Annotated in this window: 21 protein-coding genes and 1 tRNA gene; 11 read left to right on the top strand and 11 right to left on the bottom strand. The window is 70.8% G+C overall.

Annotated features, from left to right (window positions below):
• Positions 1-164: 164 nt before the first annotated feature.
• The 3 genes from G5B31_RS13500 to G5B31_RS13510 are packed head-to-tail and all read left to right on the top strand — an operon-like array spanning position 165 to position 3,046.
• A complete protein-coding gene (locus G5B31_RS13500; protein ID WP_165018502.1) occupies positions 165-722 on the top strand; it encodes a DUF1697 domain-containing protein in 558 nt (185 codons plus the stop codon).
• Between the two features lie 40 nt (positions 723-762).
• The gene (locus G5B31_RS13505) at positions 763-1,590 is read left to right on the top strand and encodes an MBL fold metallo-hydrolase (RefSeq protein WP_165018504.1); all 828 of its coding nucleotides are present in this window, start codon (positions 763-765) and stop codon (positions 1,588-1,590) included.
• 40 nt (positions 1,591-1,630) lie between these two features.
• The gene (locus G5B31_RS13510) at positions 1,631-3,046 is read left to right on the top strand and encodes an FAD-binding oxidoreductase (protein ID WP_165018506.1); all 1,416 of its coding nucleotides are present in this window, start codon (positions 1,631-1,633) and stop codon (positions 3,044-3,046) included.
• 251 nt (positions 3,047-3,297) lie between these two features.
• On the opposite strand, the gene G5B31_RS13515 is transcribed toward G5B31_RS13510, so the two are convergent.
• The 3 genes from G5B31_RS13515 to G5B31_RS13525 all read right to left on the bottom strand — a co-directional run bounded on the left by G5B31_RS13515 (position 3,298) and on the right by G5B31_RS13525 (position 6,701).
• The gene (locus tag G5B31_RS13515) at positions 3,298-3,831 is read right to left on the bottom strand and encodes an adenine phosphoribosyltransferase (protein WP_165018508.1); all 534 of its coding nucleotides are present in this window, start codon (positions 3,829-3,831) and stop codon (positions 3,298-3,300) included.
• Positions 3,832-3,890: 59 nt separating this feature from the next.
• Positions 3,891-4,601, bottom strand: coding sequence for a DUF2927 domain-containing protein (locus tag G5B31_RS13520; RefSeq protein ID WP_165018510.1), 711 nt, complete (start codon positions 4,599-4,601; stop codon positions 3,891-3,893).
• A 366-nt stretch (positions 4,602-4,967) separates the two neighbouring features.
• Positions 4,968-6,701 carry a hypothetical protein gene (locus G5B31_RS13525; protein WP_165018512.1) on the bottom strand — a complete coding sequence of 578 codons (1,734 nt, stop codon included), beginning with the start codon at positions 6,699-6,701 and terminating at the stop codon, positions 4,968-4,970.
• Positions 6,702-6,828: 127 nt separating this feature from the next.
• Between G5B31_RS13525 and G5B31_RS13530 the strand changes: the two genes are divergently transcribed.
• Positions 6,829-7,317, top strand: a complete 489-nt coding sequence (locus G5B31_RS13530; protein ID WP_346763915.1) for an N-acetyltransferase — start codon at positions 6,829-6,831, stop codon at positions 7,315-7,317.
• Positions 7,318-7,359: 42 nt separating this feature from the next.
• Positions 7,360-8,124: an EcsC family protein gene (locus G5B31_RS13535; protein WP_165018516.1), complete on the top strand. Its 765-nt coding sequence runs from the start codon at positions 7,360-7,362 to the stop codon at positions 8,122-8,124.
• Between the two features lie 258 nt (positions 8,125-8,382).
• On the opposite strand, the gene ptsP is transcribed toward G5B31_RS13535, so the two are convergent.
• The 5 genes from ptsP to G5B31_RS13560 form a co-directional block, all read right to left on the bottom strand.
• A complete protein-coding gene (gene ptsP / locus G5B31_RS13540; RefSeq protein ID WP_165018518.1) occupies positions 8,383-10,626 on the bottom strand; it encodes a phosphoenolpyruvate--protein phosphotransferase in 2,244 nt (747 codons plus the stop codon).
• Positions 10,627-11,120: 494 nt separating this feature from the next.
• Positions 11,121-12,374, bottom strand: a complete 1,254-nt coding sequence (locus G5B31_RS13545) for an aspartate kinase (protein ID WP_165018520.1) — start codon at positions 12,372-12,374, stop codon at positions 11,121-11,123.
• A 339-nt stretch (positions 12,375-12,713) separates the two neighbouring features.
• Positions 12,714-14,222, bottom strand: a complete 1,509-nt coding sequence (trpE, locus tag G5B31_RS13550; protein ID WP_165018522.1) for an anthranilate synthase component I — start codon at positions 14,220-14,222, stop codon at positions 12,714-12,716.
• Positions 14,219-16,102, bottom strand: coding sequence for a peptidylprolyl isomerase (locus G5B31_RS13555; RefSeq protein ID WP_165018524.1), 1,884 nt, complete (start codon positions 16,100-16,102; stop codon positions 14,219-14,221). Before G5B31_RS13555 ends, trpE begins: the two co-directional genes overlap by 4 nt.
• Before the next feature lie 372 nt (positions 16,103-16,474).
• A complete protein-coding gene (locus G5B31_RS13560) occupies positions 16,475-17,668 on the bottom strand; it encodes an aminotransferase (protein WP_165018526.1) in 1,194 nt (397 codons plus the stop codon).
• A 138-nt stretch (positions 17,669-17,806) separates the two neighbouring features.
• Between G5B31_RS13560 and G5B31_RS13565 the strand changes: the two genes are divergently transcribed.
• Both G5B31_RS13565 and G5B31_RS13570 read left to right on the top strand, forming a co-directional pair.
• Entirely contained in the window at positions 17,807-18,055 is a 249-nt protein-coding gene (locus tag G5B31_RS13565) for a type II toxin-antitoxin system ParD family antitoxin (RefSeq protein ID WP_165018528.1), read from the top strand.
• Complete coding sequence (locus tag G5B31_RS13570; protein WP_165018530.1) at positions 18,052-18,345, top strand: type II toxin-antitoxin system RelE/ParE family toxin; 294 nt, start codon at positions 18,052-18,054, stop codon at positions 18,343-18,345. Before G5B31_RS13565 ends, G5B31_RS13570 begins: the two co-directional genes overlap by 4 nt.
• Positions 18,346-18,348: 3 nt before the next feature.
• On the opposite strand, the gene gpt is transcribed toward G5B31_RS13570, so the two are convergent.
• The 3 genes from gpt to fabI are packed head-to-tail and all read right to left on the bottom strand — an operon-like array spanning position 18,349 to position 20,326.
• Positions 18,349-18,873 (bottom strand): xanthine phosphoribosyltransferase, encoded by a 525-nt coding sequence (gene gpt, locus G5B31_RS13575; protein ID WP_165018532.1) that lies wholly within the window; start codon positions 18,871-18,873, stop codon positions 18,349-18,351.
• An 11-nt stretch (positions 18,874-18,884) separates the two neighbouring features.
• The gene (locus G5B31_RS13580; protein ID WP_165018534.1) at positions 18,885-19,499 is read right to left on the bottom strand and encodes a LysE family translocator; all 615 of its coding nucleotides are present in this window, start codon (positions 19,497-19,499) and stop codon (positions 18,885-18,887) included.
• Positions 19,496-20,326, bottom strand: a complete 831-nt coding sequence (gene fabI / locus G5B31_RS13585) for an enoyl-ACP reductase FabI (protein ID WP_165018536.1) — start codon at positions 20,324-20,326, stop codon at positions 19,496-19,498. The genes G5B31_RS13580 and fabI overlap by 4 nt, the downstream gene beginning before the upstream one ends.
• 116 nt (positions 20,327-20,442) lie before the next feature.
• Between fabI and pdxH the strand changes: the two genes are divergently transcribed.
• From pdxH to G5B31_RS13605, 4 genes are all read left to right on the top strand, one after another.
• The gene (gene pdxH, locus G5B31_RS13590; RefSeq protein ID WP_165018538.1) at positions 20,443-21,096 is read left to right on the top strand and encodes a pyridoxamine 5'-phosphate oxidase; all 654 of its coding nucleotides are present in this window, start codon (positions 20,443-20,445) and stop codon (positions 21,094-21,096) included.
• A 112-nt stretch (positions 21,097-21,208) separates the two neighbouring features.
• Complete coding sequence (locus G5B31_RS13595; RefSeq protein ID WP_165018540.1) at positions 21,209-21,751, top strand: cold-shock protein; 543 nt, start codon at positions 21,209-21,211, stop codon at positions 21,749-21,751.
• On the top strand, positions 21,751-22,239 hold the full coding sequence (locus G5B31_RS13600; protein ID WP_165018542.1) for a DUF192 domain-containing protein: 489 nt from the start codon (positions 21,751-21,753) through the stop codon (positions 22,237-22,239). The genes G5B31_RS13595 and G5B31_RS13600 overlap by 1 nt, the downstream gene beginning before the upstream one ends.
• A gap of 51 nt (positions 22,240-22,290) precedes the next feature.
• Positions 22,291-22,367: transfer RNA gene (locus G5B31_RS13605), tRNA-Pro, on the top strand.
• The last annotated feature ends 36 nt before the right edge of the window (positions 22,368-22,403 follow it).

The raw sequence follows: 22,403 nt of genomic DNA on the forward strand, positions 1-22,403 counted from the left end.
ACCCATCCGCACGGGCGGGGGCGAGGCAATGCCTCGCCTTCTCCCGCCCGCGGAGGCCGGGATGGCGGGGTGACATTTCCCCATGGGTGACGGCGGGATGTCCGCCTCCTGAAGAATCGCCCCAAGCCCGCTATGCTGCCCGCCAAGGCGAAGCGGAGGCAAGGATGAACCAAACCGAAGCGCGGGCCGTGCTGTTGCGCGGCGTCAATGTCGGCGGCGCCAACCGGCTGCCGATGGCCGGGTTCCGCGGCCTGCTGGAAGCGCTCGGCCTGCGGGATGTCGAAACCTTCATCCAGTCCGGCAACGCCGTCTTCGCCGGCGGCCCGCCGGACGCGGCCCTTGCCCCGGCCATCCGCGAGGCAATCCGGGCCGCCCATGGCTTCGCGCCGGAGGTCTTCCTCCTCCGCCTCCCCGCGCTGGAGGCGGCGCTGGACCACCCGTTCGGCCCGGAGGCCGATCCCGCCCGCATCCATGCGGTCTTTCTCGCCGACCCCGCCCCCGCCTTCGACGAGGCCCGCCTGCTGGCCCTGCGGCAGGACGAGGCCTGGTGCCTGCGTCCCGGCCTCCTGCTGCTGCACACCCCCTCCGGCCTCGGCCGGTCGAAGCCGGCCGCGGCGCTGCCGCGGGCGCTGAGGACGCCGCAGACCGCGCGCAACCTGAAGACGGTGGCGGCGCTGGCGGGCCTGCTCCGCTCGCGCAGCCGTGAAGACGGGGCGGGGTGACGCCGGGCTACACTTCGCCATCCTCCCGGGAGGCCGAAGCATGACCCGCCTTGCCGCCGCCCATAAGCTGATCTTGGCCGTGACCCTGACGCTGCCCCTGCCGGGCCTGGCGCAGGACCGCCTCGCCTCGCATTGCATCGCCCTGGCCGAAGGTCCGGCCGCCGCGATCCCTGTCAGGCTGGGCGAGGGGCTGGAAGCCGACCATGTGCTGATCCGCTACCTGCACCACGCCAGCTTCGCCATCGTCACGCCCGAGGGTATCGTCGCGGTCACCGACTACACCGGGCGGCTCGGCGCCACCGATCTGGTGCCCGACGTGGTGACGATGAACAATTCCCATTCCACCCACTGGACGCCTGACCCCGACCCGCGCATCCCGCATGTGCTGGACGGCTGGCCCGGGGCGGAAGGCCCCGCCGACCACCGGCTGGACCTCGGCTCCATGCTGGTCAGGAACGTCACCACCGACACCCGCGGCCCCTTCGGCGACGGCGCCCGGGCCGACGGCAACTCGATCTTCGTCTTCGAGGCGGCGGGGCTCTGCATCGCCCATCTCGGCCACCTGCACCAGATCCCCTCGCCGGCCCAATACGCCGCCATCGGCCGGGTCGACATCCTGCTGGTGCCGGTGGACGGCGGCTATACCCTGCGGCTGGAGGACATGATCGGCGTGGTGCGGCGGCTGAAGGCCTCGGTGGTGATCCCGATGCACTGGTTCTCGGGCGCCTCGCTGCGGGTGTTCCTGGACGAGATGGCCGGGGAGTTCGACGTGGTGGAAACCGGGCTGAACGAGATGGTCTTCGACCGCCACAGCCTGCCTGCGCAGCCCACCATCCTGGTGCTGGAGCCGCGGCTGCTGGACGACTGATCCCCCGGGCGCTAGGGAAGGGGCAGGACTGGAGGCCCCGATGCTGAACCCCTGCGACGCCGCTTTCCTCGATACGCTGGCCGCCCGGCTGCCCGCGGGCTGCCTGCGCCCGCCCGAGCCGCGTTATCTGGAGGAACCGCGCGGCCGCTGGCAGGGCCGCGCAGGCGCGGTGGCGCGGCCGGCAAACGTGGAGGAGGTGGCCGAGATCATCCGCGCCTGCGCCGCCGCGCGGGTCGGCGTGGTGCCTTGGGGCGGCGGCACCTCGCTGGTGGGCGGGCAGGTGATGACCGAAGGCCCGCTGCCGCTGCTGCTGTCGCTGGAACGGATGGCCGCGGTGCGCGAGGTCTCCGCCGCCGACGGCGTGCTGGTGGCCGAGGCGGGCGCGACCCTGCGGACGGTGCAGGAGGCGGCGCAAGGCGCGGGGTGGCTGTTCCCGCTGTCGCTGGCCTCCGAGGGCACGGCGACGATCGGCGGCAACCTCTCCACCAACGCCGGCGGCACCGGCGTGCTGCGCTACGGCAATGCCCGCGACCTGTGTCTGGGGCTGGAGGCGGTGCTGTCCGACGGCTCGGTCTGGCGCGGGCTGAAGCGGCTGCGGAAGGACAACACCGGCCACGACCTGCGGAACCTGCTGATCGGGGCCGAGGGAACGCTGGGGGTGATCACCGCCGCTTCGCTGCGGCTGTTCCCGCGGCCGGCGCACCGGCTGGTGGCGCTGCTCGCCGTGCCCTCGCCGGAGGCGGCGCAGCGCCTGCTGGCGCTGGCCGAGGCGCGGCTGGCCGGGCTGGTCTCGGCCTTCGAGCTGATCTCGGGCGTGGGGCTGGACTTCCTCGCCGAGGCGGGACCGGAGGTGCGGATGCCCTTCGCCGACCGCCCGGACTGGTCGGTGCTGCTGGAACTCGGCCTGCCGCAGGCGATGGAGCCGGAGGCCGCCCTGGCCGGGCTCTACGAAGAGGCCGCGGAGGCGGGCCTGGTGCTGGACGGCGTGATCGCCGCCTCCGAGGCCCAGGCCGATGCCCTCTGGACGCTGCGCGAGGCGATCCCCGAGGCCAACCGCCGCATCGGCGCGGTGGCGAGCCACGACATCTCGCTGCCGCTCTCGGCCATCCCCGGCTTCCTGGAGGAGGCGGGGGAAAGGCTGGCCGCCCTGGGGGCGTTCCGCATCAACGCCTTCGGCCATCTCGGCGACGGCAACCTGCATTACAACGTCTTCCCCGCCCCCGGCCGCAGCCGGTCCGACTACGACGCCCTCCGGTCCGGGGTGCAGCTGCTGGTCCACGATCTGGTCGACAGCCTCGGCGGCTCGGTCTCGGCCGAGCACGGCATCGGCCGGGCCAAGGTGGCCGACCTGGAGCGCTATGGCGATCCCGCCCGGCTGGCGGCGCTGCGGGCGATCAAGGCGGCGCTGGACCCGGCAGGCATCATGAACCCCGGCGCGGTGCTGCGGACCGGCTGAGACATCGCGCGGCTTCGCCGCAAGCCTTTCGTCTCGCCTCTGCGCGCAAGCGCGCAACCGGCTCGGGGCTGCCTCCGGCGGGGATATTTATAGGCAGGTGAATTGGAGGAGCGCGCCTCTCCCTTTCACCTGCCTATAAATATCCTCAGGGGGTTTGGGGGCAGAATGCCCCCATCGACCGACAGCAGTCCCAGGCGACTCCGCCGGCCACCACGAAAGGCTTGCGGCGGCAGCCGCGCAACAAGGTCCGCTCAAAGCCCCTCGAAGGCGCAGAGGCTGTGGACCTCCATCCCCAGCGACACGAGCTTCTCGCGGCCGCCAAGGTCGGGCAGGTCCACCACGAAGGCGCAGCCCACCACCTCGCCGCCCAGGGCCTCGATCAGGCGGATGCCGGCCTCGGCGGTGCCGCCGGTGGCCAGCAGGTCGTCGACCAGCAGCACCTTCTCGCCCGGCTGCAGGGCGTCGTCGTGGATCTCGACCACCGCCTCGCCGTATTCCAGCTGGTAGCTCTGCGCGATGGTGCGCCCCGGCAGCTTGCCCTTCTTGCGGATCGGCACGAAGCCGGTGGACAGCTGGTGCGCCACCGCGCCGCCGAGGATGAAGCCCCGCGCCTCCAGCCCCGCCACCTTGTCGATGCGCATTCCGGCATAGGGGGCCAGCAGCTGGTCCACGCACATGCGGAACCCGCGCGGATCGGCGAAGAGCGTGGTCACGTCGCGGAACAGGATTCCCTCATGCGGGAAGTCGACGATGGTGCGGATGTAGTCCTTGACGGTCTTGGCCATGGTCCCCTCGGAAAAGCGCAGGTTTCGATACCATCAGCCGGATCGCCGCCACAAGCGCGTCATGGCCGCTCGGGCGGGTAGAGCCAGCGCAGCAGCCGGGCGTCCTGGCCGCGGATCACGGTCGTCTCGTTCGAGGTCTGCGACAGGATCGACACGCCCTCGTAGGGCTCGCCCTCGATGTCGAAGCGGGGGCCGAGGGTCTGGAAGGTCTCTTCCAGCACCACCGAGCGCATGTCGGAGGGGATGATCGCGGTGGAGATCAGGATCGTCGCCTCGGTGATCTGCCTGCGGCCGTTCCACCAGTAGGTCATGTAGCCCACCCCCATGACCCCGGCGGCCGAGATGCCGGGCACGTCCTCCAGCAGGTCGCCGTCGATGGCCGCGGTGGGGATGATGCGGATGTCCGCCTTCCGCCCCTCGACCCGGCGCAGGCGGATGCCGGCGCCGGCGCGGTTGATCTGGGCGATGGCCGCCTCCACCGCCGCGTCGAGGTTCTCGGCGAAGCCCTCGGGAAGGGGCACGTCGCCGGGCAGCAGCGACACCGTCACCAGCCGCTTCGGCCAGCGCAGCACCGGGCCGGCGCAGTCGCCGCCGGGCGGGGCGCCGCAGGTGGTGAGGCGGAAGAACTCGCGGTCCGACAGCAGCCGGTCGGCGGCGATGCCGTCGCTCTCCTGCGCCCCTGCCGCGGCGGCGAGCGGCAGCGCCAGCAGCAGGGCGCGGAGCGCCTGCCGCGCGCGGCGGAGGAGGCCGGATTTCGCCAGGGTCTGCATCGGGTCTCCTTCGGGGGCGGGCCGGGCCGGAAGATAGACCGGCGGGGCAGAGGGCGAAAGGGGGCCGCGCGGCGGAAACCCGCCGGGGGCGGAGGCACCCGCGATCCCGAAGCCTCGGCGGGCGGGAGAAGGCGAGGCACTGCCTCGCCCCCGCCCGTGCGCAGCAGCGGCACCCGGAGACATCGGTCACGCGAAACCCCGAGAGGCCAGCGCCCGACCCGGCGGGCGAGAAGCGCCCGCCGAGGGCGGGGCGGGCGCTGGCCGGGCCTTGGGGGCCCGGCCGGTCCATGCCGAACCGTTGCGCTGTGGCGAAGGCACGCGCCTTCGCCAAGGAGGCCGGAAACAAGGCTGAACCTCGCTCTGCGCTCAGGTCGGCGTCCCGCGCTGGATGATCCCGGTCGCGGCGGCGGCGGCGAGGGCCGAGACCAGCCAGCCGGCGAAGATCAGCGGCCAGCGCGCCCACCAGAGCGTGAACCCCCAAGGCCCGCGGTCCTTCGACGGCGACCAGGCCGCGGTCTGGCCGATGCCGACCACCGGCAGCACCGTGTCCACGCCATAGGCCAGCGGGTGGAAGCTCTCCCAGTCCAGCCCCGGCCCGGTCACCCCGTTCCACAGCGCGGCCGGATTGGCGGTGCAGCCGGGGAAGGGATCGGGGATGCAGTCCTGCGCCAGCAGCTCCTGCCAGCCCTCCGAGGCGGCGATCAGGTCGTTGTTCGGCGCCATCGAGCCCTCGTTCCAGGCCTGCATCGCCAGGAAGCCCGCCAGCAGCGCCAGCGCGGTGATCCAGCCGAGGGCGCGGAAGGGCGCATAGCCGTAGCCGACGATCCCTTGGGCCGCGCGGTCCCAGAGCCAGTCGATCAGGTTCTCCGCCTCGGCCCATGCGCGGGAGGCGCCGCGGCGGGGGCTGCCGTCCGGCAGGGCGGCGCGGGTCCGGCGGCGCTGGATGCCCTTGCGGCGGGCCTGCGCCTCCATGATCTCGCGCGCCTCGGCCTCGTGGCCCATCCGGGCCAGGGTGGCGGCGCATTGCGCATAGGGCTGCGGCAGGAAGCGGCCGTCGTGGCTGCTGACCTGCGCCAGCCAGCGTAGCCGGGTCGCCGCATCCACCGGCGCGTCGCGGGTGATGCGGTCGTAGCCGAAGCCGTCGATGTAGCTGCGCCCCGCCCCGGGCCAGGAGGCGGGATCGTCCACCAGATCGCCGACCTTGGCCGAGGGCATGTGCAGGCTGCCGGAGGGCATGTCGACCTTCTGCCAGAAGAACTCGGCCTCCACCTGCATCCGCTGCGCGGCAAAGGCGGCGCGGCCCTCGGGCGCGGCGAAGGCGGCGGTGGAGCAATCCAGCTGGCCGGCGATCTCGGCCGCGGCCAGCCGGACCTCGCCGCGGGCGCGGAACGGGTGCGGACCCTGGTCGCGCAGGAAGACGTCGCCGTCGATGCGCGCGCCCTGGGCGTTCAGCGCGATGCCGTCGAAATTGTCCAGCGTCGCCCCGTCCAGCGCCAGCTGGCCGTCGATCTGGGCATTGGCCAGCGAGACCTCGCCGCGGGCCCGGAACGGCGCCTCGCGGCTGGCGCGCAGGTAGACCGAGGCGCCGATCCGCGCGCCCTGGGCGGTGAAGGGGCCGGTCTCGGCACCGTGCAGCGCCAGCTGGCCGCCGATCTGCGCGGTGGCGAAGGAGATGCGGCCGGGGCAGGCGATGCCGATCAGGAACACCGAGCCCTCGATGGTGGCACCCTCGCAGGTCAGCGCCGGGAAGCACGAGCCGGAAAGCACCAGCTGCACCAGCCGCGCCCGGCGGGCGGCGATGGCATCGGTGAAGGCGCAGAGCCGCAGGTCGGTCTCGCCGCGGGCCTCCAGGAAGGACAGGTTCAGCGGCCCTTCCACAACCGCCCCGATCAGCCGCAGGCCCTGCGGCGCGACCGGCGCCTCGGCCGAGCCGCCGGTGACCAGATGGGCCAGCAGCGCGGCGCGGATGCGGGGCGCGCCGGCATCGGCGGGATCGGGCAGGGCGGTGCCGAACTGGCAGGGCGTGCCCGCCCCGGCATGGGCCAGCAGCGCCGCTTCGGCGGCGGTGGGGGCGGCGAGGATCTCGGCAAGGACCAGCATGGTGGCGCGACTATCGGCGGCGCGGCGCGCGGGCGCAAGCGGGTCCGGTGGCCCCTACCACAGGCGGTTGGCGCATGTTACGGCCGGGGCGGAAAGATTCGGGGGCAGCTTCGGGGGGCAGCGCGGCGTGGCCTATCGTCTTGAAGAGGAAACCGAAGCCGACTGGTGGGAGGTGGAGGCGCTTTACGACCTCTGCTTCGCGCCGGGGCGGACGGCGCTGTCCTCCTACCGGCTGCGCGAGGGGGTGCCGACGGTGGCGCCGCTGTGCCTGACCCTGCGCGACGACGACGGCACGCTGGCGGCGGTGATCCGCTACTGGCCGGCGCTGATCGGCGAGGAGGACGTGCTGCTCTTGGGCCCCGTCGCGGTCCACCCGACCCGGCAGGGCGAGGGGCTGGGGGGCCTCCTGATCAACGAGAGTCTGGCCGAGGCCCGCCGGCTGGGGTGGGAGCGGGTGCTGCTGGTCGGCGACGCGCCCTATTACTCGCGCTTCGGGTTCAGGAAGCTGGAGGGGGTGGAGATGCCGCCCCCCACCAACCCCGAACGGGTGCTGGGGCTGGAGCTGAAGGCCGGGGCCTGGAAGGGCGTGACCGGCCGGGTGTCCAAGGCGACCTGAGGGGGGATTGCAGAAGGCGCCCCCGGTCCCGATATGAGGGGCATGGACCAGACCCTGCCGATGCTTCACCCCGATGCCCTCGCCGCCGAGATCGCGGCGCTGGCCCGCCGCTACCGCCGCGCCGGCGGCCCGGTGATCGCGGTGATGACCCGGCTCGGCGGCCGGCTGGAGCGGCATCTGGCGGCGCTGCCCGCCGGGCTGCGGACCCGGATCGGCGAGCTCACCGAGAAGGCGCTGCTCACCTCCTGGACCCTGGCCGACCTCGGCGGCCGGGCGCTGCCCGGGGCCGGGCGGCGCGGGTCGATGGTTGCCGCCGTCGCCTCCGGCGCGGCGGGCGGGGCCGGGGGGCTTGCGACCTCGGTGGCGGAACTGCCGGTCACGGTGACGGTGATCCTGCACGCCATCCGCGCCGAGGCGGTGGCGGCGGGCTACGACCCGGAGGAGCCGTCGATCCGCGCCGAATGCCTGAAAGTCTTCGCCGCCGGCAGCCCGCTGGCGGCGGATGACGGGGTGGACACCTCTTTCCTGTCGGCGCGGCTGACGCTGACCGGCCCGGCGATCCAGCAGCTGATCCAGCGCGTGGCGCCCAAACTGGCGACGGCCCTGAGCCAGAAGCTGGCGGCGCAGGCGGTGCCGGTGCTCGGCGCGGCGGCGGGCGCGGCGCTGAATGCGGCCTACCTGCGCTACTACCGCGAACTGGCGGCAATCCGCTTCGCGCTGCTGCGGCTTTCCGAACAGCATGGCGTGGAGCCGGTGCTGCTGGCCTTCACCGCCGCCGCTGCCCCGCCCCCGGTCACCCGGGCCTGAGCGGCGGGAAGCAATTGCGCGCCTTGCGGCGCGAGCCTTTTGTCTCGCCTCTGCGCGCAAGCGCGCAACCGGCTCGGAGGTGCCTCCGGCGGGGATATTTGGGGCAGGTGAAATGGAGAAGAGGTCTTCTTCAAATTCACCTGCCATAAATATCCTCAGGGGGTTTGGGGGCAGAATGCCCCCATCGGTCGACAGCAGCCGCAGGAGCCTCCGCCAGCCACAACGATAAAGCAATGCGGCGGCAGCCGCGCCTTTGCTTCACTCCGGCTGGGCGGCCAGCCAGTCCATCAGCGCCGGGCGGGCGCTTTCGGCCCCTTCGGCCCGGGCGCGGTCGATCACGGCGCGGGCCTCGGTCAGGTCCACCCGGCGGATCAGCGCCTTGACCGGGCCGACCGAGGCCGGGCGCATCGACAGCGTGCCGATGCCGAGCGCGGCCAGCGCCAGCGCCTCGATCGGCCGGCCGGCATCCTCGCCGCAGAACGACAGCGGCGTGTCCGAGACGGCGCAGCGCGCCACGATCTGTTCGAGGAAGGCCAGGAACGACAGGTTCAGCGTGTCGTAGCGCCGCCGCACCCTTTCGTTCTCGCGGTCGGCGGCGAAGAAGAACTGTTTCAGGTCGTTGCCGCCGATGGAGACGAAATCGGTCAGCTCGAAGAAGGCTTGCGGCGCGAAGGCGAGGCTGGGGGTCTCGCACATCGCGCCGATCTCAAGCCGCTCGGGCACCCGGTGGCCCAGCGATTTCTCGCGGTGGATCTCGCGCAGCACATGGCCGCGGGCCTCGGCGAATTCGCCGTGCTCGGTGACGAAGGGGAACATGATCGTCAGCGGCCGGCCGTTGGCCGCCCGGATCAGTGCCTGCACCTGCATCCGCAGCACGCCCGGCTTGTCCAGCCCCACCCGCAGCGCCCGCCAGCCCATGGCCGGGTTCGGCTCGTCGTTGGGCTTCATGTAGGGCAGCACCTTGTCCGAGCCGATGTCCAGCGTGCGGAAGGCCACCCGCCGCCCGCCCGCGGCATCCATCACCCGGGCATAGAGCGCCGCCAGCTCCGCCCGTTGCGGCATCTTGTTGCGGATCAGGAACTGCAACTCGGTGCGGAAGAGGCCCACGCCCTCGGCCCCCGAGCCTTCCAGCGAGGGAAGGTCGGCCATCAGGCCGGCGTTCATGTGCAGGTGGATGGTGGTGCCGCATTTCGCCTGGGCGGGCAGGCCGCGGAGCGAGGCGTAGCGCTTCTGCGCCTCGGCCTGCATGGCGATCTTGTCGCGGAAGGCGCGGGCCACCGTCTCCTCGGGCCGCAGGTGGACGATGCCCTGGTCGCCGTCCACGAGGATATGGTCGCCGTTCAGCGCCTCGCCGGTGATGCGGGCGGCGTGGATCACCAGCGGGATCGCCAGCGCCCGCGCCACGATGGCGGCGTGGCTGCCGACCGAGCCCTCTTCCAGCACCACGCCCTTCAGCTTGCGGCCGTAGTCCAGCAGTTCCGCCGGGCCGATGTTGCGCGCCACCAGCACCGGGTTGTCGGGCATCTGCGCGCCGGTATCGGCGCCCTGTCCGGTCAGGATGCGCAGGAGCCGGTTCGACAGGTCGTCGAGGTCCTGCAACCGCTCGCGCAGATAGGCGTCGGGCACCTGTTCCATCCGGGCGCGGGCGGCGGATTGTTCCTTCTCCACCGCCGCTTCGGCCGAGAGGCCGCGCATGATGTCCTCTTCCATCCGGCGCAGCCAGCCGCGGGACTGGGCGAACATCCGGTAAGCTTCCAGGACCTGCTTCTGCTCCTTGTCCAGTTCCTCGGCTTCCAGCAAGTCCTCGATCGAGACCCGCAATTCGCCGACTGCCCCCCGGATGCGGTCGATCTCGGTCAGCGGGTCGTCGGCCACCGGGTTGGTCACCACCACCCGCGGCTCGTGCAGCCAGACCCTTCCCTCGGCCGCGCCCTCCTGCCCGGTGGCGCCGCGGAACATCGCTGGCTGCTTGTGCAGCGCCCGCATCGCGCCGTCGTCGCCGGTGAAGGCGCCGAGCTCGGTCATCTCGGCCAGCACCATGGCCACGACCTCGACGGCATAGACCTCGTCCTCCGAGAACAGCCGCCCGGTGCGCGACTGCACCACGAGGACGCCCAGCTTCTCGCCCACCCGCTGGATCGGCACGCCGAGGAAGGAGGAGAAGATCTCCTCCCCCGTCTCCGGCATGTAGCGGAAGCCCTTCTCGGCCGGGGCATTGGCGGTGTTCACCGGCTGGCCGGTGCGAGCGACGCGGCCGACCAGCCCCTCGCCCAGTTTCATCCGCGTCTGGTGGACGGCGGCCTTCTTCAGCCCCTCGGTCGCGCAGAGCTCCAGCGTGTCCTCGTCGCGGAAGAGATAGATCGAGCAGACCTCGGTCCCCATCGAATCGGCGATCAGATGGGTGATGGCGTCCAGCCGGTCCTGGCCCTTGCCGGGCACGGCCAGGACATCGCGCAGGCGGCGCAGGAGCTTGCGGCTTTCGCTTTCGGTCCGTTCGGGCATCATGATCCGCTTGTGGGGCGCCCCTCCTCTATAGGCGAGCGGTCCCGGGTTGGGGAGAGGAGAAAGCGCGGGATTTCGACGCGGTTGCCGGGAAAAGCGGCACGGGGGGCGGGGATGCCGGGGAAAGCGGCAGGGGTGGTGTCTGCCGAAGGGCTGTCGGGATGAGGCCATGGCCGCCATCAGGAACGGGGCGCCTGCGCGCGCCGCAGGAGTTGCCCAGCCGGGTCAACAGGCGCGTCAGCGCCCCCGGCCAGCGGCCCGACCGCCCCCCGGGCGGGCGCTTCTGCGCCGCCGGTTCTCCGCTCCACCCGAAGGAGAGGCCGCACCATAAAGCGCTGTCCGCGAACCGTTGGAGGCGCCCACCCGCGGTCGGGCACCGGCCTCCGTTGCGCGCGGATGACCGCAATGTCCTGCAAACCGCTTCGTCGCCGCAAAAGCAAAACGCCCCGGGCCAAGCCTCGGGGCGCGCTGTCTGGCGTGACCTGAGGCTTCCCTCAGCCCTTTTCCAGCTCGAAGGCGTCGTGCAGGGCCTGCACCGCCAGTTCCATGTATTTGCGGTCGATCAGCACGGAAATCTTGATCTCCGACGTGGCGATGACCTTGATGTTCACGTTCTCGGCCGCCAGCGCCGCGAACATCCGCGCGGCCACGCCGACCTGCGACCGCATCCCGATGCCGACGACCGAGACCTTGGCGACCTCGGTGTCCTCGACCAGTTCGTCGTAGGAGATGATGCCCGAGGCGCGGGCCTCCTCCATCGCCTTGCGGGCGCGGGCGACCTGGTTGATCGGGACCGAGAAGGTCATGTCGGTGGTGGCGCCCGAATGGCCGGCGGCCTTTTCCGAGATGTTCTGCACGATCATGTCGACGTTCACCCCGGCCTCGGCCAGCGGGCCGAAGATGGCGGAGGCGACGCCGGGGCGGTCGGCCACCCGGATCAGCGTCATTTTCGCTTCGTCGCGGCTGTAGGCGACACCAGAGACGACTTTCGATTCCACGATATCCTCCTCGTCGCAGACCAGGGTTCCAGAAGTCTCGTCCGTCTCCTCGAAGGAGGAGAGGACGCGCAGTTTCACCTTGTAGCGCATGGCGAGTTCCACGCTGCGCGTCTGCAGCACCTTGGCGCCCAGCGAGGCCAGTTCCAGCATCTCCTCGAAGGCGATGCGGTCCAGCCTGCGGGCCTTCGAGGTGATGCGCGGGTCGGTGGTGTAGACGCCGTCCACATCGGTGTAGATGTCGCAGCGCTCGGCCCCGAAGGCGGCGGCGAAGGCCACCGCGGTGGTGTCGGAGCCGCCGCGGCCGAGCGTGGTGATCCGGCCCTCAGGACTGATGCCCTGGAAGCCCGCCACTACGGCGACCTTCATGCCCTCGGCGAACTTGCGGTCGATGTTCTCGCGCGGGATCGACACGAAGCGGGCCGAGCCATGGGCCGAGGTGGTGTTGATCGGCACCTGCCAGCCCTGCCAGCTGCGCGCCGGCACGCCCATCTCTTGCAGCCGCAGCGCCATCAGCCCGGCGGTGACGTTCTCGCCGCTGGCGACCACGGCGTCGTATTCGCGGGCGTCGTAGAGCTTGGAGGTCTGCTCGACCCAGCCGACCAGTTCGTTGGTCTTGCCGGACATGGCGGAGACGATGACGATCACGTCATAGCCGCGCTCGACCTCGGCCTGCACCTTCTTCGCGGCATTCTCGATCCGCGCCAGATCGGCGACCGAGGTGCCGCCGAATTTCATCACCAGAAGCGGCATGGAGCCCTCCCACGGCCCTTCAAATCCGCCGGTGTCTTATGCGGGGCAGGGGGCAGGCGCAAGGGGCGGCGGCGCCCGGTGCCGCCGTTGCGAAATGGAGCGGCTTCGCCGCAAGCCTTCCGTCTCGCCTCTGCGCCTTTCAGGCGCAACCGGCTCGGGCTTGCCTCCGGCGGGGATATTTATCATCCAGAAAGAGGGAAGGTCTTATCCTCTTTCTGGACTTAAATATCCTCAGGGGGTTTGGGGGCAGAATGCCCCCATCAGCCACAGCAGCCGCAGGAGACTCCGCCAGCCACAACGAAAGGAAGGCCGCTTGCCGCGGCGCAATCCGGCAGCGGGTCAGTTGCCGCGGCGGGTGAAGAGGCCCGCGTCCTCGGCCGCGCGGCGGAGCGCGTTGGATTTGTTCACGGTTTCCTGATACTCGGCCTCGGGGTCGCTGTCGTAGACCACGCCGCCGCCGGCCTGGATGTAGAGCTGTTCGTCCTTCAGCACCGCCGTGCGCAGCGCGATGCAGAAGTCCATCTCGCCGTTGGCGGCGAAATAGCCCACCCCGCCGCCGTAGACACCGCGCTTCTCGGGCTCCAACTCGTCGATGATCTGCATCGCCCGCACCTTCGGCGCGCCCGAGACGGTGCCCGCCGGCAGGCCGGCCAGCAGGGCGGACAGCGCATCCTCGCCCTCGCGGATGTCCCCCACCACATTCGACACGATATGCATGACGTGGGAATAGCGCTCGATGATGAACTGCTCGGTCGGCCTGACGGTGCCGACCTTCGCCACCCGGCCGACGTCGTTGCGGCCGAGGTCCAGAAGCATCAGGTGCTCGGCCAGTTCCTTGCGGTCGGCCAGCAGGTCCTGTTCCAGCGCCTTGTCCTCTTCCGGGGTGGCGCCGCGTTTCCGCGTGCCGGCGATGGGGCGCACCGTCACCTGGCCGTCGCGCAGCCGCACCAGGATTTCCGGCGAGGCGCCGACGACCTGGAAGCCGCCGAAGTTGAAGAAGAACATGAAGGGCGAGGGGTTGGTGCGCCGCAAGGAGCGATAGAGCGCGAAGGGCGGCAGCGGGAAGTCCAGCGCCCATCTCTGGCTGGGCACCACCTGGAAGATGTCGCCCGCCCGGATATACTCCTTGGCCTTCTCCACCGCGGCCTTGTAGCCCTCATGCGTGAAGTTCGACCGCGGCTCGCCCACCAGCGCCGCGCCGCCGAGGTCGCGGCTGGCCGCCGCCGGCGCGCGGTCGAGGTCGCGCAGCGCGTCCATCACCCGCTCCGCCGCCTGGGCATAGGCCGCCCGGGCGGAAAGGCCCGAGGCCGCCCAGGCCGGGGCGACCACCGTCACCTCGCCCTTCACCCCGTCCAGCACCGCCACCACCGAGGGCCGCATCAGCACCGCATCCGGCAGGCCGAGCGGGTCGGGGTTCACGCCGGGCAGGTGTTCGACCAGCCGGATCATGTCGTAGCCGAGATAGCCGAAGAGACCGGCGGAGATGGCGGGCAGCCCCTCGGGCAGGGCGATCCGCGACTCCGCGATCAGCGCCCGCAGGGTATCCAGCGGGTGGCCTTCCAGCGGGTGGAAGGCCTGCGCGTCGAAGCGGGCTTCGCGGTTGATCTCCGACGCCTCGCCGCGGCAGCGCCAGATCAGGTCGGGCTTCATGCCGACGATGGAATAGCGGCCGCGGATTTCCCCGCCGGTCACCGATTCCAGCATGAAGGTGTCCGACCGCGCCTCGCCCAGCTTCAGCATCAGGCTGACCGGGGTGTCGAGGTCGGCGGCGAGCCGGGCATGGAGCACCTGGTTCTCGCCGCGGGCCCAGGCCGCCTCGAAGACCTCGAAAGAGGGTTCCAGCTTCATTGCAGGCTCGTGTTCACCGCGGTGATGGCGTTCTGGTCCAGCGTGACCGGCGTCGCCGCGATCAGCGCGTCGGCATAGGCCGCGAACAGGTCGCCCGACAGCGCCTGGGTCACCTGCGCCGCGATCCCGGCCTTCAGCGCATCGGCGTTGGGGCCGGTCTCCTCGGCGGGGATGACCTGGTTCAGCATCAGCACGGCGGTGAAATCGCCCTCCTCGACCACGCGGATCTCGCCGGGCTGCATCTCGAAGCCGGTCGCCACCACCGCCTGCGGCGCATCGGGGATGGAGCCGTTGCGGGCGATTTCCGGGGTCTGGTCGACGATCCCCTGCGCGCCGGGCGAGGCGCCGCCCTCGATCGTCGCCTTGATCGCCACCGCGCGCTCGGCCAGTGCCGTGTCCAGCTGCGCCTTGCGCCAGGCCTCGGCCACCGTCTCGCGAGCCTCGTCGAAGGGGATCGGCGCGGCGGGCACGGTCTCGACGAATTGCAGCGCCACCACGCCGCCGTCATCCAGCAGGATCGCCTCGGGGAAGTCCTCGGCGGTCACCGCATCGGCGGCGTTGCGGAAGGCGGCATAGCCTTCCAGCTTCTCCGCACCCTGTTGCCCCGGCACGTGGTCCAGCGTGGCATGGGTCATCCCCGCCTCGGCGGCGAGGTCCTGCAGCTCGGCCCCGCCGGCCAAGAGGTCGTCGATCTGGTCCACCTTGTCGGCGATCACCTTGCGCGCGGCCTCGGCCTGCAGTTCGGCGGCCAGCTCCGGCCGGGCCGTCTCGAACGGGACTTCCTCGCCCTCCAGCACCCCGTTCACCCGGTAGAGCGCCGGGCCGAGCGTGCTTTCGGCGGCGACCACCGCGCCTTCGGCCGCGGCGAAGACCGCCTCGGCCGCCGGGCCGAGGTCTTCCTTCGACACGTCGCCCAGGTCGATGTCGGTCAGCTCCAGCCCGCGCTCCTGCACCAGAGCCTCGAAGCTTTCGCCGGCGTCCAGTTTCGCCTTCGCGGCATCGGCGGCGGCCTGGTCGGGGAAGACCAGCCGTTCCACCAGCCGCCGCTCGGGCTGGACGTATTCGTCGATGCGGTCCTGGTAGATCTTCTTCAGCAGCTCCTCTTCCACCGGCTGGTCGGCGGCGATGTCCTCGGGCAAAAGCGCGGCATAGGCGATGCGCTTGGCCTCCGGCCTGGTGAAATCGGCGATATGGCCGTCATACCAGGCTTTCAGCTCCTCCTCCGTCGGCTCGGCCGGCGGGGCGGTCAGGTCGGCCGCGGTCAGGCGGATCATCGACAGGCTGCGGCGTTCGCCGACATAGCGGTAGATCGCGTCCACCATGCCCTGCGGCGCGCTGACGCCGCCGCCGACCGCGCCCTGCAACAGCTGGCGCGACACGTCGCGGCGCAGCGCGGTCTCGTAATCCGCCTCGCTCCAGCCGCCCTGTTTCAGCACGAAGGCATAGGCCTCGCGGTCGAAGCCGCCGGAAACGCCCTGGAAGGCATCCGACTTGCGGATCTCGGCGGCGACCGAGGCGTCGCCGATCGACAGCCCCAGCCGGGCGGCCTCGGCGTCCAGCGCGGTGCGGGTGACGACCGAGGACAGCGCCTTGCGGTCGAGGCCGAGCGCCAGCGCCTCGCTGATGCCGATCTGGGTGCCGACCTGCTGCGAGAAGGCGGCGACCTCCTGCTGCAGGGCGCGGGCATAGTCGCGGGTCGGGATGCCGACCGGTCCGACCGAGCCGATGGAGGAGACCGAGCCGGAGAAATTGGTGACGCCGAAGCCGCCGAGGCCGACGATCAGCATCCCCATCATCATCCAGGTGGCGACCTGCTGCCCCTTGTTGCGCGGCTTGCGGCGCTCGTCTTCGTCGGTGTGGGGGCGGGCGTTCTTGGACATCGGGAGCCTGCGTTTCTAGGGTTGCCCGCCTGTCTAGTGGGAAGGGGGGCAGGGGGCAAGTCGGGATGGTGGGAGGGTTCTGCTTCCCTGTCGTTCCACCCCGCTGCCTTGGCGAAGGCCGCCGCCTTCGCCACAGCGTCACGCTTCCCCTTGTCCCGGCCGGGACCATAAGTCCCGGCCAGCGCCCGCCCCCCCCTTGGGCCAGGCGCTTCTCGCCCGCCGGGTCGGGCGCTGGCCTCTCGGGGTCTCCTGCCGACATGTTTCCGGTTACAACCGCCGCGCACGGGCGGGGCGAGGCAGTGCCTCGCCTGTTCCCGCCCGCGGATACCGAAGGGGCGGCGGGGTGAACCCCGCCCTACGGATCGGGTGGGGTCAGGGCCGGAAGGCCGCGAGGCGGCGGAACATCTCGGCGATGCCGGCGGCGTCGGCATTGGCGAAGGCGATGCGCAGCTGGCGTTGCCCGGCGGCGCTGCCTTCGGGCTGGAACATGGTTCCGGGCAGCATCAGGATGGCGCAGTCGTCCACCAGCCGCTTGCACAGGGCCTCGGAGCCCATTCCGAACGGATGCTCGACATAGGCGAAATAGGCCCCGCAGCCCAAGAGCTTCCAGCCCTCCAGCGCCGCGAAGCCGCCGGTCATTGCCTTGCGCCGGGCGAGGATCTCGTCGCGTTCCCCCGCCAGCCATTGCGACAGGTTCCGCATCCCCCAGAGCGCTCCGATCTGGCCCAGCTGGCCCGGGCAGATCGCCACGGTGTCGAGGAATTTCTCCACCTCCGCCAGCCGCGCCTCGGAGGCGCAGATCGCGCCCACCCGGTGGCCGGTCAGCCGGTAGGCCTTGGAGAAGCTGTAAAGCTGGATCAGCACGCCGTCCCAGTCCGGGTCCGCGAACAGGTCGTGCGGGCGCCCCCCCGTCTCGATGGAATGCCGGGAGTCGAAATCGCGGTAGGTCTCGTCCACCACCAGCGCGAGGCCATGGGCGCGGGCGAGGTCGCGGAAGGCGGCGAGGGTCTCGGCCGGATATTCCACCCCGCCGGGATTGTTCGGCGAAACCAGCACGATGGCGCGGGTCTTCGGGGTGATCAGCGCCGCGCAGGCCTCCGCCGAGGGGATCAGGCCGGCGCCGGTGTCCAGCGGCACCGCGGTGACCGAGGCCATGTCCAGCCACATCTTGTGGTTGAAATACCAAGGGGTGGGCAGGATCACCTCGTCCCCCGGGCCGGCCAGGGTGGCCATCACCGCGGTGAAGGCCTGGTTGCAGCCCTGCGTGATCGCCACCTGCCCGGGCCGGACCGCGCCGCCATAGGCCGAGGACCATTGCGCGGCGATCTCCTCGCGCAGGGCGGGCAGGCCGAGGACGGGGCCGTAGAGATGCGCCTGCGGGTCGTTCAGCGCCGCCTCGGCGATCGCCTGCCGCAGCGCCAGCGGCGGGCTGTCCACCGGCGCGGCCTGGCTGAGGTTGATCAGCGGGCGGCCGGCCGGAAAGCTCTTGCCCGCGATCCAGCGCCGCGCCTCCATCACCGGCGGCGGCTCGGTGGCGGCGAAGGCGGGGTTCAGGGGCAGGGTCATGGCGCGGTCCTTTGCGGGCTTTCCCGATTGATCGCAGGTTCCGGGGCAGGGGGGCAAGCCCCTCCGGGCAGGCAGGGTGTATTGAATATCGGTATCTGTTGGTATATCCTCGGCCGCGGACAAGGAAAGGCTGACCCGATGCCCCGCAACACCTCGGTCTCCCTCGGCGACCATTTCACCAGCTTCATCGACGCGGAGGTGAAGGCGGGCCGCTACGGCTCGGCCAGCGAGGTGGTGCGGGCGGGCCTGCGGCTGTTGCAGGAGCACGAGGCGAAGGTGAAGGCGCTGGAGGCGGCGCTGATCGAGGGAGAGGAATCCGGACCGGCGCGAGATTTCGATTTCGATGTCTTTCTGGCAAAGAAACGGGCCGAGTATGAACGGAAATGAAGGTCCTTTCCTGCTCACTGAAAGCCACGGAGGATGTCGGCGCAATCTGGGACTACAGCGCAGACAGATGGGGCCCGGATCAGGCCGAGCGTTACACCGCCGCCATACGCGATGTGTGCCGCGCGCTTGCGAATGGGCAGAAGAGAGGCCGCCCATCCACCGTTCGACCAGGATATATGAAATGCACGTCCGGGTCGCACATCATCTGGCTCCGCGACACGGGTGACGCGCTGGAAGTCGTCCGCGTTCTCCACTCCGCGCAGGACACCGAACGGAACCTGCACGACTGATGGTCAATCCTGCCCGCGGAACGGCTGCACGTATTGCAGCGCCATGTCCCAGGGGAAGAAGATCCAGGTGTCCTGGCTGACGCTGGTGATATAGGTGTCGGCCTGTTTCTCGCCCTCGGGCTTGGCGTAGACGCAGGCGAAATGCGCCTTGGGGTAGAGGCCGCGGATCAGCTCCAGCGTCTTGCCGCTGTCCACCAGGTCGTCGACGATCAGGATGCCGGTCCCGTCGCCCATGACCGTGGCGTCGGGGAACTTGATCACCTGGGCCTCGCGGCGCTGGTCGGCCTTGCCGCCGCCGGAGTGGTAGGACTTCACGCTGATCGAGTCGACCACCCGGATGTCCAGCTCGCGCGAGACGATCATCGCCGGGACCAGCCCGCCGCGGGTGATGCCGACCACAGCCTTCCAGGTCCCGCCCTCGCCCGGGCCCTTGCCGTCCAGCCGCCAGGCCAGCGCCCTTGCGTCGCGGTGGATCTGGTCCCAGCTGACGTGGAAGCCCTTCTCGTGCGGCAGGCGGTCGGCGGACATGGGTGCTCTCCTCAGGTGGCGGCGATCTTGACCCCGAGCGCGGCCAGCGCCGCCCCGAAGCTGCGGTCGATGATGGTCTTCAGGCTGATATAGCGCGCCCGGGTCCGGTCGAGCGAGAAGATACGGGCGACGAGGCTGTTCCACAGGGTCTCGGCGGTGAAGATCACCGCCAGCAGCGCGGCATAGACCCAGAGCGGCGTGCCCCGCGGCACGGTGCCGAGGAAGATGGCGCTGAACACCACCGCGGGCTTCGGATTGGCCAGCTGGGTGAACAGCCCCAGCCGGAAGGCCGACAGCGCCGAGCGCGGCACCGGCCGCGCATCCTCGGTCACCAGCGGCGTGCGGGCGCCGTGCCAGAGGTGCCAGCCCATCCAGACCAGATAGGCCCCGCCGCCGAGCTTCAGCGCCCAGAGCAGGGCGGGGGCGGCGGCGAAGACGATGTTCAGCCCGAACATCGCCGCCGAGGCCCAGACCACCGCGCCGAGGCCGATCCCCGCGGCCAGCATGGCGCCGGTGCGGAACCCTTCGGTCAGGCCGGTGCGCGCGGCCATCAGCACCGCGGGACCGGGCGAGATCGCGGCCAGCGTCACCAGCCCGGAAAAGGCCAGGAAGGCCGCCGGCGTCACGCGCCGCCTTCCTTCTTGCCGGACACGATGTCGATGTCCGGCGCGTCGATCGCCTTCATGCCGACGGCATGGTAGCCGCAGTCGACATGCAGGTTCTCGCCGGTGGTGCCGGAGCCGAGGTCGGAGAGCAGGAACAGCGCGGCCTTGCCCACCTCTTCCTGCGTGACGTTGCGGCGCAGCGGCGAGTTCAGCTCGTTCCATTTCAGGATATAGCGGAAGTCGCCGATGCCGCTGGCGGCCAGCGTCTTGATCGGGCCGGCGGAGATGGCGTTCACCCGGATGCCGTCCTTGCCGAAATCCTCGGCCAGATACTTGACCGAGGCCTCCAGCCCGGCCTTGGCCACGCCCATCACGTTGTAATGCGGCATCACCTTCTCGGCGCCGTAATAGGTCAGCGTCAGCAGGCTGCCGCCCGGCCCCATCAGCGCGCCGGCGCGCTGGCAGACCGCGGTGAAGGAATAGACCGAGATGTCCATCGCCAGCGCGAAGCCCGCGCGCGAGGTGTCGACGTAGCGGCCGCGCAGCTCGTTCTTGTCGGCGAAGCCGATGGCATGGACGACGAAGTCCAGCTGGCCCCATTCGGCCTTCAGCGCCTGGAAAAGCGCGTCGATGCTGTCGTCGCTGGCCACGTCGCATTCGTAAAGGAGCGGCCTGCCGAGACTGGCCGCCAAGGGCTCCACCCGTTTCTTCAGCGCCTCGCCCTGGTAGGAGAACGCCAGTTCCGCCCCCTGCGCCGCCACCGCCTGCGCGATGCCCCAGGCAATCGACTTGTCGTTGGCGAGGCCCATGATGAGGCCCCGCTTCCCTGCCATAAGTCCGGTTGACATTCCCGTTCCCCCGCCCACCCTGTCGCTGGTAAGGCTGACGAATAGGCGGAAAGCCGGGATGCCGCAAGGGCAGGCCCGCGCCGGCGCGGCCCCTTCGGCGGAGGCGGGAGAGAAGGATGGACAAGCTGAGGAACGGGGCGGCGGACCGGCAGGGCATCTTCGCGGGCGACGATCCCTTCGCCCTGGCGCAGCGCTGGCTGGACGAGGCGACGGCCTCGGAGCCGAACGACCCCAACGCCATCGCGCTGGCAACGGTGGATGCGGCGGGCCTGCCCAATGTCCGCATGGTGCTCTTGAAGGAGATCGAGGTCTGGGGCGATGCCTCCGGCGCGCCGGACGGCGCCTTCGTGTTCTACACCAACTACGGCTCGGTCAAGGCGGCCGAGATCGAGGGCGCGGGCAAGGCCGCCTTCGTGCTGCACTGGAAATCGCTGCGGCGGCAGATCCGGGTGCGGGGCCTCGTCAGCCGCGAGGAGGGGCCGCAGGCCGACGAATATTTCGCCAGCCGCAGCCTGAAGTCGCGGCTCGGGGCCTGGGCCAGCCGGCAGTCGCAGCCGCTCGCCTCGCGCGAGTCGCTGATGGCCGAGGTGGCGAAGATGACCCTGCGTCACGGCACCGCGCCGCACCGCCCGCCGTTCTGGGGCGGCTTCCGCATCCGGCCGCTGGAGATCGAATTCTGGGCCGACGGCGCCTTCCGCCTGCACGACCGCTTCCGCTGGACCCGGCCTTCCGCGGGGGAAAGCTGGAGCGTCGCCCGGCTCTGCCCCTAGCGGCTACCTGTCCGGACAGGTTTGTTTGCGTATGCAGCTTTTTGTGCTTGAACCTCTCCCGCGAAATCCGGCATTCCTTGGGCAGGGCTTATTCTGGGGAGAAGGCTCTTCCATGAGCGAAGATGACAAGGCCATGCAAGTGTTGCAGGGCCGGGTGAAGTGGTTTGATCCGGCCAAGGGCTTTGGTTTCATCGTTTCCGACAGCTCCGCCTCCGACATCCTGCTTCACGCGAACGTATTGCGTAACTTCGGGCAAAGCTCCGTCGCCGACGGCGCCGGAATCACGGTGCGCGTCCAGCAGACGCAGCGCGGGGTGCAGGCGGTCGAGGTGCTGAAGATCGACCCGCCGGAGGGCATCGTCGTGCCCCTGGGCGAGGAGGCCGGGCAGATGTCGCCCGAAGAGCTTCTGGCCCTGCCGCTGGAGCCGTCGCGGGTGAAGTGGTTCGACAAGGCCAAGGGATTCGGCTTCGCCAATGTCTTCGGCAAGCCCGAGGACGTGTTCATCCACATCGAGGTGCTGCGGGTCTCGGGCTTCGCCGATCTCGCCTCGGGCGAGGCGGTGGCGCTGCGGATCGCCGAGGGCAAGCGCGGGCGGATGGCGGTGCAGGTGGCGTCCTGGGAATCGGCCCTGCGCGGGCGCGAGGCGCAGGGCTGATGCGCGGGCAGCGGGCAGCGGGGCGTGGTCTTCTGCCCCTGCTGGCCGCGCTTGCGCTTGCCGCCCCGGCGCCGGCCGCGCCGCCCTGTGCGCCCGGACGGGTGGACATCCGCTGGGACGGCGGTGGCGAGAGCTTTGCCGTCGAGGTCGCCGACGATGCCGCCGAGCGGGCGCAGGGGCTGATGTTCCGCGAAAGCCTCGATCCCGGGGCCGGGATGCTGTTCGTCTACGAGGCGCCGCGGCGGGTCAGCTTCTGGATGAAGAACACGCTGATCCCGCTGGACATGGTCTTCGCCGACGCGGCGGGGCGGGTGACGGCGGTGCATTCCATGGCCGTGCCGCTGGACGAGACCCCCATCGACGGCGGCGAGGGGGTGCGCTTCGTGCTGGAGATCAACGGCGGGCTGGCCGGAAGGCTGGGGCTGGCCCCGGGGGCCGAGCTGCGCCATCCCGCCATCGGCCCAGGCGCCGCCTGGCCCTGCGACTGACCCGCAAGAGCCGCTTTCCCTCCGCCCCGTTCCGCGCTAAGGGGGCCTCGTCGGGGCGTAGCGCAGTCTGGTAGCGCGACGGTTTTGGGTACCGTAGGTCGGAAGTTCGAATCTTCTCGCCCCGACCATTTTCTGAAAATGAGCCAGCGGCGGGAGGGGAGGAC

It is taken from the genome of Rhodobacter sp. SGA-6-6, assembly GCF_011043545.1.
In the GTDB taxonomy this organism is placed as follows: domain Bacteria; phylum Pseudomonadota; class Alphaproteobacteria; order Rhodobacterales; family Rhodobacteraceae; genus Pseudogemmobacter.

Bases quoted from the DNA above. Each gene is read 5' to 3' on its own strand.
- G5B31_RS13600 (WP_165018542.1), top strand. From the start codon at position 21,751: ATGCGCGGGCAGCGGGCAGCGGGGCGTGGTCTTCTGCCCCTGCTGGCC.
- fabI (WP_165018536.1), bottom strand. From the start codon at position 20,326: ATGTCAACCGGACTTATGGCAGGGAAGCGGGGCCTCATCATGGGCCTC.
- trpE (WP_165018522.1), bottom strand. From the start codon at position 14,222: ATGAAGCTGGAACCCTCTTTCGAGGTCTTCGAGGCGGCCTGGGCCCGC.
- pdxH (WP_165018538.1), top strand. From the start codon at position 20,443: ATGGACAAGCTGAGGAACGGGGCGGCGGACCGGCAGGGCATCTTCGCG.
- gpt (WP_165018532.1), bottom strand. From the start codon at position 18,873: ATGTCCGCCGACCGCCTGCCGCACGAGAAGGGCTTCCACGTCAGCTGG.
- G5B31_RS13570 (WP_165018530.1), top strand. From the start codon at position 18,052: ATGAAGGTCCTTTCCTGCTCACTGAAAGCCACGGAGGATGTCGGCGCA.
- G5B31_RS13500 (WP_165018502.1), top strand. From the start codon at position 165: ATGAACCAAACCGAAGCGCGGGCCGTGCTGTTGCGCGGCGTCAATGTC.
- G5B31_RS13535 (WP_165018516.1), top strand. From the start codon at position 7,360: ATGGACCAGACCCTGCCGATGCTTCACCCCGATGCCCTCGCCGCCGAG.
- G5B31_RS13565 (WP_165018528.1), top strand. From the start codon at position 17,807: ATGCCCCGCAACACCTCGGTCTCCCTCGGCGACCATTTCACCAGCTTC.
- G5B31_RS13510 (WP_165018506.1), top strand. From the start codon at position 1,631: ATGCTGAACCCCTGCGACGCCGCTTTCCTCGATACGCTGGCCGCCCGG.
- G5B31_RS13595 (WP_165018540.1), top strand. From the start codon at position 21,209: ATGAGCGAAGATGACAAGGCCATGCAAGTGTTGCAGGGCCGGGTGAAG.
- G5B31_RS13545 (WP_165018520.1), bottom strand. From the start codon at position 12,374: ATGCCGCTTCTGGTGATGAAATTCGGCGGCACCTCGGTCGCCGATCTG.
- G5B31_RS13520 (WP_165018510.1), bottom strand. From the start codon at position 4,601: ATGCAGACCCTGGCGAAATCCGGCCTCCTCCGCCGCGCGCGGCAGGCG.
- G5B31_RS13555 (WP_165018524.1), bottom strand. From the start codon at position 16,102: ATGTCCAAGAACGCCCGCCCCCACACCGACGAAGACGAGCGCCGCAAG.
- G5B31_RS13515 (WP_165018508.1), bottom strand. From the start codon at position 3,831: ATGGCCAAGACCGTCAAGGACTACATCCGCACCATCGTCGACTTCCCG.
- G5B31_RS13560 (WP_165018526.1), bottom strand. From the start codon at position 17,668: ATGACCCTGCCCCTGAACCCCGCCTTCGCCGCCACCGAGCCGCCGCCG.
- G5B31_RS13505 (WP_165018504.1), top strand. From the start codon at position 763: ATGACCCGCCTTGCCGCCGCCCATAAGCTGATCTTGGCCGTGACCCTG.
- G5B31_RS13525 (WP_165018512.1), bottom strand. From the start codon at position 6,701: ATGCTGGTCCTTGCCGAGATCCTCGCCGCCCCCACCGCCGCCGAAGCG.
- ptsP (WP_165018518.1), bottom strand. From the start codon at position 10,626: ATGCCCGAACGGACCGAAAGCGAAAGCCGCAAGCTCCTGCGCCGCCTG.